Source organism: Streptomyces sp. NPDC058964 (assembly GCF_042741275.1).
In the GTDB taxonomy this organism is placed as follows: Bacteria; Actinomycetota; Actinomycetes; order Streptomycetales; family Streptomycetaceae; genus Streptomyces.
This window is the reverse complement of record NZ_JBHYKH010000178.1, coordinates 1-16,251: the sequence shown is the minus strand read 5'-3', so window position 1 is coordinate 16,251 and position 16,251 is coordinate 1. Positions and strand designations below refer to the sequence as shown.

The window sequence follows — 16,251 nt, the reverse complement described above, 5'->3', positions numbered from 1 at the left end:
GGGGCCGGGCTGCGCGGTCCCCGGTCCGCCCGCCGCCCCCCCCGGGGACCGGGGCGGCAAGTACCGCCGGGCTACCTGATCGGGCGGTGCACGTTCTCCCGCCGGGACGGTCCGAAGGTCGCGTCGGCGATCCACGGGCCGTCCCCGGACGGGTCGACGATCCCCTGCTCCAGCCATTCGTAGGCCCCGCCGAGGACCCCCTTGACCACCTTGCGGTCGAGGTCGTCGGTGTTGCTCCACAGTCGCTGGAAGAGTTCATCGACGCGGATGCGGGCCTGGCGGCAGAAGGCGTCGGCCAGTTGGTAGGCCTCCCGGCCGTGGTCGCCCCGGCTGCGCAGGTGCTCGGCCCGGACGCAGGCCGCGCTCATCGCGAACAGTTCCGCGCCGATGTCCACGATGCGGCCCAGGAAGCCCTGCTTGGTCTCCATCCGGCCCTGCCAGCGGGACATGGCGTAGAAGGTGGAGCGGGCGAGCTTGCGGGCGTGCCGCTCGGCGTAGCGCAGGTGCGGGGAGAGATCCACCCCGTGTTTGAACTCGCCGTAGGAGGCGGGAAGCTGGCCTGGTCCGGTGACCAGTTTCGGCAGCCACTTGGCGTAGAACACGCCCGCGTTCGCGCCCGCCTTCGCCTTGTCCGACAGGGACTTCTCGGGATCGATGAGGTCACCGGCGACCGAGAGGTGCGCGTCGACGGCCTCACGTGCGATCAGCAGGTGCATGATCTCGGTGGAGCCTTCGAAGATCCGGTTGATGCGCAGATCGCGCAGGATCTGCTCGGCCGGAACCGCGCGCTCGCCGCGCGCCTTGAGGGACTCCGCCGTCTCGAAGCCCCGGCCGCCACGGATCTGGACCAGCTCGTCCGCCATCAGCCAGGCCATCTCGGAACCGTAGAGCTTGGCGAGGGCGGCCTCGATGCGGATGTCGTTGCGGTCCTCGTCCGCCATCTGCGAGGACAGGTCGAGTACGGCCTCCAGCGCGAAGGTGGTGGCGGCGATGAAGCTGATCTTCGAGCCGACCGCCTCGTGCAGCGCGACGGGCTTGCCCCACTGCTCCCGGGCCGCCGACCACTCGCGGGCGATCTTCAGACACCACTTGCCCGCGCCCACGCACATCGCGGGCAGCGAGAGCCGGCCGGTGTTCAGGGTGGTCAGCGCAATCTTCAGGCCCGCGCCCTCGGCGCCGATCCGGTTGGCGGCCGGGACCCGGACCTGGTGGAAGCGGGTGACGCCGTTCTCGATGCCGCGCAGGCCCATGAACGCGTTGCGGTTCTCGACGGTGATGCCCTCCGAGCCCGCCTCCACGACGAAGGCGGTGATGCCGCCCTTGTGACCTTCGGACTTGGGCACCCGGGCCATGACGACGAGGAGGTCGGCGACCACGCCGTTGGTCGTCCAGAGCTTCACCCCGTCGAGGACGTAGTCGGCGCCGTCCGGTACGGCGGTGGTGGCCAGCCGGGCGGGGTCGGAGCCGACGTCCGGCTCGGTGAGGAGGAAGGCCGAGATGTCGGTGCGGGCGCAGCGGGGCAGGAAGGTGTCCTTCTGCTCCTGGGTGCCGAAGAGCTTCAGCGGCTGCGGTACGCCGATCGACTGATGGGCCGAGAGCAGGGCGCCGATCGCCGGGTTGGCGGAGCCGACCAGGGCGAGGGCCTTGTTGTAGTACACCTGGGTGAGCCCGAGGCCACCGTACTTGGTGTCGATCTTCATGCCGAGGGCGCCGAGCTCCTTGAGCCCGTCGATGACCTCGTCCGGGATCCGCGCCTCCCGCTCGATGCGGGCCGAGTCGATCTGCGTCTCGCAGAAGTCGCGCAGCTTGGCGAGGAACTCCTCGCCGCGCTGCACGTCCTCGTCGGCCGGGAGCGGGTGGGGGTGGATGAGGTCGAGCCGCAAGCGCCCCAGGAACAGTTCCTTGGCGAAGCTGGGCTTCCGCCAGTCCTGTTCCCGGGCCGCCTCGGCGACCTGGCGTGCCTCACGCTCAGTGACCGTGGGCTTGGTGGTGGGGGCGGACATGAGGCTCACCTCGCCGCGAATAGGGGTGCAGGGGACCGTTCGCTACCGACCAGTGCTACTGGATCGTTGGTACCCGAAACGGGCCGCCCCCACCAGTCCTCGCGCGTCCGAACGGCGCGTGTATCAGCCGATGCCGACGGAGTACGACTTCGCCCGGGCCGCCCGGATCCCTGGAATACCCCGGCTCCGGACTCGGTGCCGGGGCCGCCCTCGTCACTGCGCGGCGGTTTGCGCCGAACGAGTGCCCGGACGAAGCGGCGGGACGCGACATGACGCCGACAGCGCCGGAGCACCGGAGCACCGGAGCACCGGACGAAGACGCAGACGTGCCGGGTCCATGTCGTCCGGCCGATGTCCCGCCCGCGGGGGTGTTGCGTCGGGGGGCCCTGCCGGGGGACGGTTCGCGTACCGCTTTCCGTGGCCGCAGAGCGGCCGGAAGGCTGCCCGTTCCGCTGCGGCCCGTTGCGGCTCGGAGAGGGGTCGAAGCGCATCGACGGGCCTCTGGACACCCACCCTGGCCGAAGCTAATGTCAATGCGCCCTCACACACCCTTGTCAGCAACGCGCACTGTCGAAGCGCTTCATAACCTTGGAGAGCTGGATGGTCACCCTCGCCGAGGTCGCCCAGCACGCCGGAGTCTCGGCGAGCACGGTGAGCTATGTCCTCAGCGGCAAGCGGTCCATCTCCGCCACCACCCGGCACCGGGTCGAGCAGAGCATCCGCGAGCTCGGGTATCACCCGAACGCGGGTGCCCGCGCCCTGGCCAGCAACCGGTCGAACATCATCGCGCTGATGGTCCCGCTGCGGACCGACATGTACGTGCCCGTGATGATGGAGATCGCCATCGCGGTGGCCACCACGGCACGCGCGCACGGCTACGACGTCCTGCTCCTCACCGGCGAGGAGGGTCCCGACGCGGTGCGCCGGATCACCGGCAGCGGCCTCGCCGACGCGATGATCCTGATGGACGTCGAGCTGGACGACGAGCGGCTGCCGCTCCTGCGCGGCGCTGACCAGCCTTCCGTCCTCATCGGCCTGCCCGCCGACACCACCGGTCTGACCTGTGTCGACCTCGACTTCGCGGCGACGGGTGCGCTGTGCGTCGAGCATCTCGCGCGGCTCGGTCACCGAGACATCGCTGTCATCGGCGAGGCGCCCGCGGTCTACGAGCGGCACACGGGCTTCGCCGAGCGCACCCTCGACGGGCTCCGTTCCCGGGCCCGGGAGCTGGGCCTGCGGGTACTGCACCGCCCGTGCGACGGCGGGTACGACGCGATCGCCGTCACCCTCGCCCGGATCTTCGACGAACGCCCGGGCACCAGCGGGTTCGTCGTGCAGAACGAGGCCGCGGTCGAGCCGCTGCTCGCCCTGCTGCGCCAGCAGGGCCGGGCCGTGCCCGAGGACGTGTCCGTGGTCGCGATCTGCCCGGAGCAGGTCGCCGTCGAGGCGTCGGTGCGGCTGACGTCGGTCGCCATCCCAGCGCAGGAGATGGGCCGGTACGCCGTGGAGCACCTGGTGGCCAAGCTCGACGGCCGCGGAACCGACGAAGTCGTGCTGATCGCACCCGAACTGACGGTACGGGCGAGCTCGGGGCCGGCGCCCGCCGCGCCCTGACCCACCGAAGCACCCGGCGCACACCGAAGTACCCGGCGACACCCACCGGAGTCCCCCGCGCGCCCCCTCCCGGACACACCCCTGTCTGCACTCCCCCAGGAGCACCCCTCGTGAATCAGCCTGCCGAAAACCAGACGCAGTCGGGCGCGGTCGGTCTCGCGCAGTCCTCCCCCACCGTCGGTGCTTTCCGCGACCGGGACGGGGCCCTGGAGTGGAGCGGCCGCCAGGAGACCGTACGCGTCGAGCCGTGGGGTCCGGACGCGGTCCGGGTCCGGGCCCGGCTCGGCGGCCCGGTCCTCGAGGAGCTGCCCGGCGCCCTGCTCCACGAGCGGCCGGCCACCGAGAGCACCGTCAGGATCGGTGACGGGGAGGGCCGGTTGACGGTCGGCGCGCTGACCGTGGAGATGACCGCCGAGGGCCTGATCCGCTTCCTGCGCACCGCCGACGGCGGCGAACTGCTGGCCGAGGAGCGCGCCCACTTCTGGTGGCCGGGTCCCCGTCTCCACACGGCGGTCGGCAATGGACACCACCGCCTCGAGCAGCGCTTCGCCGCCTACGACGGCGAGAAGCTCTACGGCCTGGGCCAGCACCAGCACGGGCGCCTGGACCAGAAGGGGCTGGTCCTGGACCTGGTGCAGCGCAACGCCGAGGTCAGTGTGCCGGTCCTGTGCTCCAGCCGCGGATACACCCTGCTGTGGAACAACCCGGCGATCGGACGGGTGGAGCTGGCCGGCAACGGCACCCGCTGGGTGGCGGACTCGGCCCGCCAGATCGACTACTGGATCACCGCGGGCACCCCGGCCGACGGCCAGCGCCGCTACAGCGCGGTGACCGGCCGGACACCGATGCTGCCGGAGTGGGCGGCCGGCTTCTGGCAGTGCAAGCTGCGCTACCGCACCCAGGACGAACTCCTCGCCGTGGCGCGGGAGTACAAGCGCCGCGACCTGCCCGTCTCGGCCATCGTCTGCGACTTCTTCCACTGGACCCATCTGGGCGAGTGGCGGTTCGACCCCGAGGAGTGGCCGGACCCGGCGGCGATGGTGCGGGAGCTTACCGAGCTCGGCATCAAGCTCGTGGTGAGCGTGTGGCCGTCCGTGTCCCCGCTGTCCGAGAACCACCCGGTCATGGAGCAGCGCGGCTACTTCATCGGCACCCAGTACGGCCCGACGGCGCACGCCGACTGGCCGGACAAGGAGGTCGCCTCGACCGTGCAGGTGGCCTTCTACGACGCCACCCACCCCGAGGCCCGGGAGTTCGTCTGGTCGAAGGTGAAGGAGAACTACCTGGACCCGTACGGCATCACGGCCTTCTGGCTGGACGCCTGCGAGCCCGAGCTGAAGCCCGGCTTCCAGGAGAACCTGCGCTACTGGGCGGGTCCGGGCCTGGAGGTCGGCAACCTCTACCCGCGCGAGAACTCCCGCGCCTTCGACGAGGGCCTGCGCGCCGCGGGCCGGAACGAGGTCATCACCCTCAACCGCTCGGCCTGGGCGGGCAGTCAGCGGCACGGCGCCGCCCTGTGGTCCGGTGACATCGGCACCGACTTCGCGACCCTGCGCCGTCAGGTGGCGGCCGGCCTCAACACGGCCCTGTCCGGCATCCCCTGGTGGAACACGGACATCGGCGGGTTCCACGGGGGCGACCCGGACGACCCGGCCTACCGTGAGGTGATGGTCCGCTGGTTCCAGTTCGGCGCGCTGTCCCCGCTGATGCGGCTGCACGGCTTCCGCGCCCCGGTCATGCCGCTGGGCCCCGGCATGACCGGCGGACCCAACGAGGTGTGGTCGTACGGCGAGGAGGCCGGCGCGATCATGGAGAAGTACCTGCGGCTGCGCGAGCGCCTCAAGCCGTACGTCCTGAAGGTCATGCGGGAGGCCCACGAGGAGGGCCTGCCGGTGATGCGCCCGCTGTTCCTGGAGTTCCCCGAGGACCAGGCGTCCTGGTCGGTCGACGACTCCTACCTCTTCGGCCGCGACCTGCTCGTCGCGCCCGTGCTGACGGCGGGCGCCACGGCCCGTACCGCGTACCTCCCGGCGGACGCGTGGTGGACCGACGCGTGGACCGGTGACGTCCACGAGGGTGGTACGGCGGTGACGGTCGACGCCCCGCTGGACCGGATCCCGCTGTTCCTGCGGGACGGGGCGAAGCTGCCGGTCACGGAGCAGCAGGGGGCCGGGGTCCGGCCACCGGCACGGAGGCCTCACAACTGGCTTGAATAGCGCGGCGGTTGTGCTGGGCCGGAGGGATAGGTTCCCTCTCCTCGCCCCCTGCGAAAGGACTCCGCCGTCGTGTCCTCCGGCCCCCTCTCCCTCAGCCTGGCCAATCTGCTGCTACGGCCCGCACTGCGCTCCCGGCGTACGCCCGACCTGGTCTTCGACCGTCTGCTCGCCGGGGCCGGGCAGGCGGAGGGCGACGGGCGGTTCGCCGACGACTTCCGGCACCTGCTGCGATGTTGGGCCGGGGCCGAGAACCTCACCCCGGTCGGCTGGCTGTCCGCGCGGGGGCACGTGGCCCGGCACCTCGCCAATCGGGCCAGGATCCGGCGCCTGGTCACGGAGCACCCGGAGATCGCACGGGAGCCGGTCGACAGACCGGTGTTCGTGGTGGGCCTGCCCCGCACCGCCACCACGCTGACCCACGGCGTGCTGTCCCTGTCCGACGAGCACCGCTGCCCGCTGCTCTGGGAACTGCTCACGCCCGGACTCGAACCGGGCCCCGAGCAACGGGAGAAGGCGATCAAGGCCGCTCGCCGGCTGGTCGGTGCCATCGATCTGTTCGCCCCGCGATTCCGTGACATCCACGCCCTGCGGCCCGAGGGCCCCGAGGAGTGCACCTTCGCGCTGCCGCACACCGTGATGCCCCTGTCCCAGGCGCGTGTCCCGGAGTACCTGGGCTGGCACGACGCGCGGGACTTCGTCCCCGACTACCGCCATCTCAAGCAGGTGTACCAGGTGCTCCAGTACGGCCGCCCCCGCCGCCGCTGGGTGCTGAAGTCACCGCTGCACCTGGAGAACCTGGACGCGCTGCGCACCGTGTTCCCGGACGCCACGATCGTGTGGACGCACCGGGACCCGGCCACCGCCGTGGCCTCGTTCTGCAGCCTGGTCGAGCACGGCATGGCCGTCGGCACCCGCCCCCTCGACCTGCACGGCATCGGTGCCACCTGGCTGGAACTGCTGAGCCGCTCCGCCTCCCGGGGTCTGGCCGCACGGGCCACGATCCCCCGGGAGGCTTTGGTGGACGTGCCCTACTCCTGGCTCGGCTCCGACCCGGCAGCGGGTGCGCCGAAGCTCTACGCGGCCGTCGGCGCCCGCTGGACCGAAGCCGACGCGGCCCGCCTCCCCGCGGTCGCCGCCCGGCCCAGGGGCACCCGCCCGCATCGGTACGACCTGGCCCGCTACGGCCTCACCCGGTCCGGCGTCGATGCCGCCTTCGCGGACTACAACGCCCTGCGCGCCGAGGCCGACCGGACGTGAGCGCACGGGCCGGTCCCGGCGCGAAGGTCCCTGGCCGGCCGGACTGCGGGTGTCACCGCGTCTTTGGGCTGAGGACGCGGTCTTCTCCGGCGACGGGGGTGAGCGGCTGTGCACCGGAGGGAGCCCGCAGTTCGATGCGGTGGGTGTCGGTCTCAGGACGGCTCGCGCGCCGAACGGGGTCGAGGGGAGGTCGGCCTCGGCCCCGCACCTGGTCCGCACCCCCCCGCAGCCGTCCTTCCGGGCAGGTGGCGGGGAGCGCGGGCGGCAGGACGAGCCGGTCCGGGGTGGACTGCACGAGCGCCTCGATCAGCACGGTGTGGCAGGGGCCCGGCACCGGAAGGCATCGGTGCCGGGCCCCTGCGGAGGACCTGTGCGAGAACGGTCCCCGGCGGCTAGAGGGCGAGCCCGGTCAGGACCAGCACGCGCTCGTAGGTGTAGTCGTCCATCGCGAACTTCACGCCCTCGCGGCCGACGCCGGACTGCTTGGCGCCGCCGTACGGCATCTGGTCCGCGCGGTAGGAGGGCACGTCGCCGATGACCACACCGCCGACCTCCAGCGCACGGTGGGCGCGGAAGGCGACCTGGAGGTCGTGGGTGAACACGCCCGCCTGGAGGCCGTACTTGGAGGAGTTGACGGCCTCGAAGGCCGCGGCCTCGCCGTCCACCTTCTGCACGGTGAGGACCGGCCCGAAGACCTCCTCGCAGGCGACGGCGGTGTCGGCCGGCACGTCGGTGAGGACGGTCGGCGCGTAGGAGGCGCCGTCACGGTCGCCGCCGGTGAGCAGGGTGGCGCCGGCCTCGACGGCCTCCTTCACCCAGGCCTCGACGCGCTTGGCGGCGTCCTCGCTGACCAGGGGGCCGACATCGGTCTTGTCGTCGGTCGGGTCACCGGTGACCTGGGCCTCGACGGCGGCGACGATGCGCGGCAGCAGACGGTCGTAGACGGAGGCGTCCGCGATCACGCGCTGCACGGAGATGCAGGACTGACCGCCCTGGTAGTTGGAGAAGGTCGCGATGCGGGTGGCGGCCCAGTCCAGGTCCGCGTCGCTCGCGAAGTCGCCGAGGACGACGGCCGCGCCGTTGCCGCCCAGCTCCAGGGTGCAGTGCTTGCGCGGCACCGAGTCCATGATCGCGTAGCCGACCTTCTCGGAACCGGTGAAGGAGATGACCGGCAGGCGCTCGTCCTGGACGAGGGCGGGCATCTTGTCGTTGGCGACCGGGAGGATCGACCAGGAGCCGGCGGGCAGCTCGGTCTCGGCGAGCAGGTCGCCGATGATCAGGCCGGACAGCGGGGTGGCGGGCGCCGGCTTGAGGATGATCGGGGCGCCGGCGGCGATGGCCGGGGCGACCTTGTGCGCGCACAGGTTCAGCGGGAAGTTGAACGGCGCGATGCCGAGGACGACACCCTTCGGAAAGCGGCGGGTGAGCGCGAGGCGCCCCTGGCCGCCGAGGTCGGTGTCGAGCCGCTGGGCCTCGCCGCCGTTGAAGCGCCGGGCCTCCTCGGCCGCGAACCGGAACACGGACACGGCACGGCCGACCTCGCCGCGCGCCCACTTGATCGGCTTGCCGTTCTCGGCGGAGATCAGCTGGGCGATCTCCTCGGTGCGCTCGACCAGGCGCTTGCTGACGTGGTCCAGGGCGGCGGCGCGCACGTGGGCCGGGGTGGCGGCGAACTCGTCCCGCACGGCGTACGCGGCGGCCACGGCCTCCTCGACCTGCGCGTCCGTCGGCACGCTGACCTTGCCGACCAGTCGCCCGTCCCACGGGGAGGTGACGTCGAAGGTGTCCTCGCCGGTGACCTGGCGGCCGGCGAGCCAGAAGGCGTGGGTGGAAGTCATGTGCGAGTCCCGGCCTTTCCGCGTTGGGGGTGTGCCTGCTTTCGTGTCCCACGGTAGGACCGGGGTGAGTGGAGGGCGCTTGTCCGAGTCGTACTGGTGCGGGGTGGTGATGCGCCGGATTGGCGTGGTGGGGGGTGGGGTCGCGAGTTCCTGGCCCCCGTCGCCCCTTTTTGGCCCCCGCCTCCCCCACCCGTACCGTCCCCAGGGGCTCCGCCCCCTGGACCCCCGATCGGCCGGAACGGCCCCGTCCTCGAACTCCCCCAAGCTCTACGAGCAGGGGGCGCCCAGGACGGGCTGTCCTGGTAGGGCTAGTCCGGGGTGGTCGCCTTCAGGGCGAGCCAGAGCTCCATCCGGACGTCTGGGTCATCGAGGCTGCGTCCCAGGATCTCCTCGACCCGCCGCATCCGGTACCGCAACGTATGGCGGTGCACGCCGAGGTCGGCCGCGGCCGCGTCCCACTGGCCGTGCCGGGAGAGCCAGGCGCGCAGGGAGGCCACCAGGTCCCCCCGGCCGGTCGCGTCGTGCTCGTACAGCGCGCGCAGCAGGCCGTCCGCGAACGCCTTCACCGCGTCGTCGGCCAGCAGCGGCAGCACGGATCCGGCCGCCAGCTGCTCGTGCTCGACCAGCACCCGCCCGCGCCGCCGGGCCACCGACAGCGCCTGTTCGGCCTGCTTGTACGCGGCGGCCGCGGCGATCGGCCCGGCCGGCGCCGACAGTCCCACGACCAGCTCGTCCTCGTCCACGGCGGCCTGTTCGGGCACGGCCCGTGCCGCCTCCAGCGCCGCCGCGTACTCCGCGCAGGCGGCGACCGCCGCGCCTCCGTCCACGGCCAGGACGACCAGCCGCTCCCCCTCGGGGACGACCAGCACGGCCTCCCCGGAGCGGGCGGCGGCCGCCTCGACGGTCTCCGCGAGCCCGCCCAGGGGGTCACCGCCCGCGTCGGCGGCGGCCAGCGTGGCAGCCGGGCTGGGCTTGGCCACCGGCACCGGCACTCCCGCCTGGGCCTGCGCGTCGGCGTGCGCCCGCGCGGCCGATGCCGACACCGGCACCGACTCGGCGACGATCACCCGGAACGGGGCGTCGAGGAGGCCGCCGTACAGATCCCCGGCGACCGCCCGCGCGTGGTCCGGCTGCCCGGCGAGCAGCATGCGCAGCACGGCCGCGCCGACCCGCTGCTCGGCCGCCTGCAGCGAGCGGGAGCGCTCGGTGGTGAGGGTGAGCAGCGCGATGGCGGAGTGGACGGCGTACCGCTCGGCCGTGCCGAGGGCGGCGGCGGTGCCCACGGCGAGCGCGGCCCGCGGGCGCCGTCCCGTGCCCAGGGAGTGCAGCTCGACGCGGTCCTCGTACTCCGGGCCGCCGACCACCGACGAGGCGGGCGCGGGCCGCTCCCGCAGCCGCTCCACGTCCGCCGTGAGCCGTGCCGCCCGCCGCCCGGCCCATTCGGGCGCGGTCGCGACGACGGCGCCCGAGGCGTCGTACAGGGCGGCCCATCCGTCGACCTGCGCGGCGAGCGCGGCGAGCAGGCCCTCCGGGCCCGCGTTCAGCGCCTGCCTGGTCAGTTCCCGCTGGGCGGCGAACCCTGCCGTCACCGCGCGGTACTGGTCGGCGGCGATCGCGGCGGACACGGCCTTGCTGATCGCGAGGAAGGGGGTGCGGCGCGGCACCTCGAGCAGGGGCAGGCCCTCCTGCTCGGCCGCGTCGACGAGCGCCTTGGGGATCTCGTCGTAGTTGACGCCGACGGCGAACCCGAGCCCGACGACGCCCGCCCCGGACAGCCGCTTCACATACCGCCGCATCGCCTCGGGATCGTCCGCGTCCAGGGTGAGCGCGGTGATCAGCAGCAGTTCCCCACCCTCCATGTAGGGCACGGGGTCGGCCAGCTCGCTCACGTGCGCCCAGCGGACGGGCACGTCGAGACGGTCCTCTCCCGCCCGCACGGTCAGCTTCAGCGCGGAGTGGTGGACGAGCGAGGCGAGCGTCGGGGGCATGAGGCCTTCAGGTCTGGGGAGATCGGGTGATCATTGCGATCTTTTGGCCGCTTCGTATGAACAGCCTATGCCGATTCTGCCTCACCGTACGGTGACCCGGTGACCTTATGTGCGGACCTCAGCCGCGGAGGTCCACCAGCAGCGGTGGTGCGTGCTCGCCCTGGACGGTGGTGAGGGACAGCACCGCGTGCCCCGGCGGCACCCCGTGCGCCAGCTCGGACGCGGACCAGCGCTCCCGCTCGACCTGCCGGACGGTCACCGCCCGCGCGGTCGGCGCCTTGCCCGTGATCACCCGGCGCAGTACGTGCACGGCCTTGCCCGCCGGGGTCTCGGCGATGATCTGCCGGTCGGTCACGTCCCGGGTCTCGGTCCACTCCTTGCCCCACACCTCGGCGAAGTCCTGCCCGTCCCACGGGGTGAGTCCGGAAAGGGCCATCCGGCACCCGGCGGCACCAAGCAGCGGGCCGCGCAGCGGCCGGGGGACGTCGTCCAGCGTGCGCAGGGTGAGCACCGCACCGGCGTTGGCGGAGCGCAGCCGCTGGATCCCGCGCACGGCCTCCGGGGTCACCGCACCGGTCGCGTCGTCCAGCAGCAGACAGGCGAACAGCGACCGGTCCTCGCGTACCGCCACGCTGGCCGTGAACTGGGCGAGCACCAGCCGCGCCAGGATGCGGGAGGCGTCGGCGTGCCCGCGCTCGGGCAGGTCGATGCGGACCCGTACCGGGTGGTCGAGGGCCTTGAGCGAGAAGGGCTGGGACTGTCCGGAGGTGTCGAAGAAGCCGGCGAAGGCGGGCCGGTCGAGCAGTGCGATCCGGTCGGCGAGGACCGCGCCCACGTCTCCCGGATGCCTCATCTGCCGCTCGCGCGCGTCGAGTTCGCGCAGCAGCGACTCCTGGCCGCCGTCCTCCAGCGCCGTGCGGAGCGCGTGCAGCGGGCCGGGTGCGCCCTCGAGGAGCTGCCGCAGCTCGGGTACGGAAGGGAAGCGGCCGTGGACCTGCCGGAACGGTCCGAGCAGCTGGGCGAGGACGGTGGTGGAGCGCCGGCTGTCGCTGCCGGGGTGCGGATCGGTGAGGTCCCCGACGAGGGCCTCGGCGAGTATGGCGGCGGCCTCGTCCGGGTCGGTGGTGCCGCCGTACAGGTCGAGGTCGTAGACGGATTCGGGGTGGCCGATCCGTACGACGACGTCGTACGCGTCGGCCGCGCCGAGCCCGGCGCCCGCCGCGCCGACCACCACGACGGAGGCCCGCCCGGCGAGCGCGTGCAGGCACAGCGACTCGGCGAGCGGGCGGACGACACCGCCGGTCTTGCCGGAGCCGGCCGGGCCGATCGCGAGGAGGGAGGTGCCGAGCAGGTCGGGGCCGAGGGCGAGCCCGGTGGCCCGGTACTGGTAGGGGTTGCGCGGGTCGTCCGCCGTGGTGCCGAGCCGCACCTGCCCGGTGACCAGGTCGTGCCGGGCGAGCCGACCGGGCAGGTCCCGCTCCCCGGAGGGGTGCAGACAGGCGGCGGCGCCGTCCTTGACCACGGCGGCGGTGAAGGCGGCGAGGCTGTGCCGGCCACTGCGCACGCCCTGCCAGGCGCGGGCGATGCGGGCGTGATCGACGTCCCGCATGAGCCCGGAGCGGGCCTCGGCGGCGAGCCGGTCGGCGGCGTCGGCGGCTCCGGCGGCGCGCAGATGCGGCCACTGGGCGGGGTCCTCCTCCGGGGCGGGCGGCTTCTCCGTTGTGGGGACGGCCCGTCTCCAGGCAGGCGGGCCGTAGCGCCGCCACACCTCGCCCCAGCGGCCGAGGCGGCCCACGGCGAGCATGATCGCGCAGGCGATCAGCGTGTAGTAGCCGTACCAGAGAAAGGCGTTCCCGACGCGGTCGCCGCTGTGCAGCCAGGCGTCCGGGAGGAGGAGCTGCAGGGGCAGCACCCACCAGCCGCCGAGGTAGCCGTTCCACAGCAGCGACCAGACGAGCCAGCCCACCAGGAACGCGATCAGCGCGCCGCTCATCAGCTGCCGTGCCGGGATCTGCTCGGGCTCCTCCTCCGGGCGGGGCCGGTGCCCGAACCGCCACACGCCCGGCGCCGCCTCCGGCCGGGGCGCCCGCAGCCAGGACAGGAACGCCGAGCCGTCGGGCAGCGGTGGCACTCCCGGGGCCCGGGCCGGCCGGGGCGGTACCGGGGGCGCCTCGCGCGGCATCGCGGGAGCGTCCTGCGGCATCGCCGGACGCGGCACGGGATTGGCATGCGTGCCCCGCGCGTCCTGCGTCCCGTCGCTGTCCATCGCCCTTGCCCCCTGACCAGCCGTTCCGTGCACCATCAGCGAGTCAATCTAACGCCCCTGCAAGGGGAGTTCACCGCTTACGCGGCCGAGAGGACCGACCTCGTCCCGGCCGCGCGGTCACCCCGCTATGTCCACCACGGACAACCGCAGGTCCTGACAACGCCCACATGGAGCATGCCCACCCCCCATTCCCGGTCCTAGCCTGCGAGAAAAGAAGACAAGAGTCCGTAATACCCCCCAGGAGCCCCTCATGAGCGCACTTCCGCAGGAGCGCCGCGTCGTCACCGCCATCCCCGGCCCGAAGTCGCAGGAGCTGCAGGCCCGCCGTACCGCCGCGGTCGCGCAGGGCGTCGGCTCCGTGCTGCCCGTCTTCACCACGCGCGCCGGCGGCGGCATCATCGAGGACGTCGACGGCAACCGTCTGATCGACTTCGGCTCCGGCATCGCCGTGACCTCGGTCGGCGCCTCCGCCGAGGCCGTCGTACGCCGTGCCAGCGCCCAGCTGGCCGACTTCACCCACACCTGTTTCATGGTCACCCCGTACGAGGGCTACGTGGAGGTCGCAGAGGCCCTCGCCGAGCTCACCCCGGGTGACCACGCCAAGAAGTCGGCGCTGTTCAACTCCGGCGCCGAGGCCGTCGAGAACGCCGTCAAGATCGCGCGTGCGTACACCAAGCGCCAGGCCGTCGTCGTGTTCGACCACGGCTACCACGGCCGGACCAACCTGACGATGGCGCTCACCGCCAAGAACATGCCGTACAAGCACGGCTTCGGCCCGTTCGCGCCCGAGGTCTACCGCGTCCCGGTCGCCTACGCCTACCGCTGGCTCACCGGCCCGGAGAACGCGGGCCCGGAGGCCGCCGCCCAGGCCATCGACCAGATCACCAAGCAGGTCGGCGCCGACAACGTGGCCGCGATCATCATCGAGCCGGTCCTCGGCGAGGGCGGCTTCATCGAGCCGGCCAAGGGCTTCCTCCCGGCGATCCGCCAGTTCGCCGCGGACAACGGCATCGTCTTCGTCGCGGACGAGATCCAGTCCGGCTTCTGCCGCACCGGCCAGTGGTTCGCCTGCGAGGACGAGGGCATCGTCCCCGACCTGATCACGACGGCGAAGGGCATCGCCGGCGGTCTGCCGCTCGCCGCCGTCACCGGCCGCGCCGAGATCATGGACGCCGCGCACGCCGGCGGCCTCGGCGGCACCTACGGCGGCAACCCGGTCGCCTGCGCCGGTGCGCTGGGCGCCATCGAGACCATGAAGGAGCTCGACCTCAACGCCAAGGCGAAGAACATCGAGGCGGTCATGAAGGCGCGCCTCACCGCCATGGCCGAGAAGTTCGACATCATCGGCGACGTCCGCGGCCGCGGTGCCATGATCGCCATCGAGCTGGTCAAGGACCGCGCGACGAAGGAGCCGAACGCGGAGGCCACCGCCGCGCTCGCGAAGGCCTGCCACCAGGAGGGCCTGCTGGTTCTGACCTGTGGCACCTACGGCAACGTGCTCCGCTTCCTGCCCCCGCTGGTCATCGGGGAGGACCTGCTGAACGAGGGCCTCGACATCATCGAGCAGGCGTTCGCGCGCATCTGATCCACAGCCAAGTCCCAGCTCACGCACAAGTTGCCCGGCCCGCGGGACCTGTCCGCCCCAGCCCTTCCACCGACCGGGATTCCGGGGCTGGGGCGGCGAGCGTCAGGCGGTGTGAAGAAGGTGTGCGAGGTGGATGGCGGGACGCGATTCCGCCTGTCTTGGAGCCATTCGCTGCCGTAGGTTCTTCTCCAGATGAGAGATACACCCCGCCCACAGGGGACTGTGGGCGGCATCAGGCCGGGGCCTCCCCAGCTTCGACCTGGTCGTGCCCTCGCGCACACAACCGGGGCCTTCGGCTCCGGATCTCCTCACCGATCGGACGGTCGCCCGCCCCAAACCCCCCGGGGCGCGCGGCGTTCCGGTCCGGTCGGCCGCCTCGGAACTACCCCCCCTGTTCCGGGGCGGCCGACCTCCTTCTCCCACACTGGTGACCATGCGCCGTACTCCGACATGTGTCCTCAGTGACTCCGAGCCCCCGAGCGTCAGCAACGGCCATGCCGTGGACCGCTTCGTGCAGATCGGCTCCCTCACCAAGGTCCTCACCGGCACCGCGCTGATGCGGCTCGCGGCAGCCGGTGCCCTCACCCTCGACGATCCCGTGGAACGCTGGCTGCCCGCGGCACCCGGCACCGGGATCACCCTGCGGCACCTGGCGGACCACACCTCCGGGCTCCCCCGGCTGCCGCCCCAGGTCTCCGGCAGGGATCCGTACGTGCCGTTCGACGACCGCGCACTGCGCGACGTGCTGAGCCGGCTCGACACGCTCGTGACTCGTCCCGCGGGGCAGGAGGAGGAGTACTCCAACCTCGGCTACGCCGTTCTCGGCGCGGCACTCGCCGCCGTCTCCGGCACGACGTACGAGGAACTGGTCACCGCTCAGGTGCTCCGGCCGCTGGACGTGACCGAGGTGTCCGCCGATCCCGATCCCGCCCGGCGCCTGCTCGCGCCCGGCCTGTTCGGCGGATCCCGCCGGCCGTGGACCATGGCCGGCCCGATCCTGCCGGCCGGCGGGCTGTGGGCCACCCCGCGCGCGTCGGCCGAACTGCTCGTGCGGCTGCTCGTGGAGCGACGGCTGGGGGATCCCGCACCGACCTGGCAGACGGCCGGACCGCTGCTCTGGCACAACGGCGCCACGCGCGACGCGTCGGTGTTCGCCGGGGCGACGGCCGACGGCCGCTGGGTCCTGGTGCACCGGCTCAACGGCGATCCGGACGACACCGACCGGACGGGCGTCGAGGTGCTCCGGCGGGGCCGGCAACGGTGATGAGGACTCCCGACAGGCGGTGGCCGCTGTCCGCGGTGCCGGCCCTGCTCTTCGCGCTGATCACCTGGCAGGTCATGGCCGACGGTCCGCTCGTGCGGGTGGACGAGCGACTGAGCCGGGCGCGCGTCCCCCCCGACCCGTTCTCCTGGGAACGCGCCGACCGGGGCGATGTGCGGGGGGCCGGGCCGGTGCGGGCGAGAGTGATAGTGCTGGTCATATG

9 protein-coding genes and 3 pseudogenes are annotated in these 16,251 nt (G+C 72.8%); 7 read left to right on the top strand and 5 right to left on the bottom strand.

Annotation, left to right across the window (positions count from 1 at the left end; genetic code table 11):
* Positions 1–71: 71 nt before the first annotated feature.
* Positions 72–2,003 carry an acyl-CoA dehydrogenase family protein gene (locus ACFW2E_RS22195; RefSeq protein ID WP_384468797.1) on the bottom strand — a complete coding sequence of 644 codons (1,932 nt, stop codon included), beginning with the start codon at positions 2,001–2,003 and terminating at the stop codon, positions 72–74.
* 600 nt (positions 2,004–2,603) lie between these two features.
* Here ACFW2E_RS22195 and ACFW2E_RS22190 point away from each other — a divergent pair.
* The 3 genes from ACFW2E_RS22190 (at position 2,604) to ACFW2E_RS22180 (ending at position 7,090) form a co-directional block, all read left to right on the top strand.
* Positions 2,604–3,617, top strand: a complete 1,014-nt coding sequence (locus tag ACFW2E_RS22190) for a LacI family DNA-binding transcriptional regulator (RefSeq protein WP_384468796.1) — start codon at positions 2,604–2,606, stop codon at positions 3,615–3,617.
* A gap of 110 nt (positions 3,618–3,727) precedes the next feature.
* Positions 3,728–5,833 carry a TIM-barrel domain-containing protein gene (locus tag ACFW2E_RS22185; protein ID WP_384468795.1) on the top strand — a complete coding sequence of 702 codons (2,106 nt, stop codon included), beginning with the start codon at positions 3,728–3,730 and terminating at the stop codon, positions 5,831–5,833.
* A gap of 69 nt (positions 5,834–5,902) precedes the next feature.
* Positions 5,903–7,090, top strand: coding sequence for a sulfotransferase family protein (locus ACFW2E_RS22180; protein ID WP_384468794.1), 1,188 nt, complete (start codon positions 5,903–5,905; stop codon positions 7,088–7,090).
* 52 nt (positions 7,091–7,142) lie between these two features.
* Here the strand turns inward: ACFW2E_RS22180 and ACFW2E_RS22175 are convergent.
* The 4 genes and pseudogenes from ACFW2E_RS22175 to ACFW2E_RS22160 form a co-directional block, all read right to left on the bottom strand.
* Positions 7,143–7,475: pseudogene (locus ACFW2E_RS22175) on the bottom strand (hypothetical protein); the annotation flags it as partial.
* Positions 7,476–7,482: 7 nt separating this feature from the next.
* Complete coding sequence (locus ACFW2E_RS22170) at positions 7,483–8,928, bottom strand: aldehyde dehydrogenase family protein (RefSeq protein WP_384468793.1); 1,446 nt, start codon at positions 8,926–8,928, stop codon at positions 7,483–7,485.
* Positions 8,929–9,236: 308 nt separating this feature from the next.
* Positions 9,237–10,916, bottom strand: a complete 1,680-nt coding sequence (locus ACFW2E_RS22165) for a PucR family transcriptional regulator (protein WP_384468792.1) — start codon at positions 10,914–10,916, stop codon at positions 9,237–9,239.
* A gap of 118 nt (positions 10,917–11,034) precedes the next feature.
* The gene (locus tag ACFW2E_RS22160; RefSeq protein WP_384468791.1) at positions 11,035–13,182 is read right to left on the bottom strand and encodes an ATP-binding protein; all 2,148 of its coding nucleotides are present in this window, start codon (positions 13,180–13,182) and stop codon (positions 11,035–11,037) included.
* Positions 13,183–13,432: 250 nt separating this feature from the next.
* On the opposite strand from ACFW2E_RS22160, the gene gabT reads away from it, so the two are divergent.
* From gabT to ACFW2E_RS22140, 4 genes and pseudogenes are all read left to right on the top strand, one after another.
* On the top strand, positions 13,433–14,767 hold the full coding sequence (gene gabT, locus ACFW2E_RS22155) for a 4-aminobutyrate--2-oxoglutarate transaminase (protein ID WP_384468790.1): 1,335 nt from the start codon (positions 13,433–13,435) through the stop codon (positions 14,765–14,767).
* 192 nt (positions 14,768–14,959) lie between these two features.
* Positions 14,960–15,175: pseudogene (locus ACFW2E_RS22150) on the top strand (phosphoesterase); the annotation flags it as partial.
* A gap of 25 nt (positions 15,176–15,200) precedes the next feature.
* Positions 15,201–16,031, top strand: a complete 831-nt coding sequence (locus ACFW2E_RS22145) for a serine hydrolase domain-containing protein (RefSeq protein ID WP_384468789.1) — start codon at positions 15,201–15,203, stop codon at positions 16,029–16,031.
* A pseudogene (locus ACFW2E_RS22140) lies at positions 16,031–16,251 on the top strand (hypothetical protein); the annotation flags it as partial. The gene ACFW2E_RS22145 and the pseudogene ACFW2E_RS22140, both read left to right, overlap by 1 nt.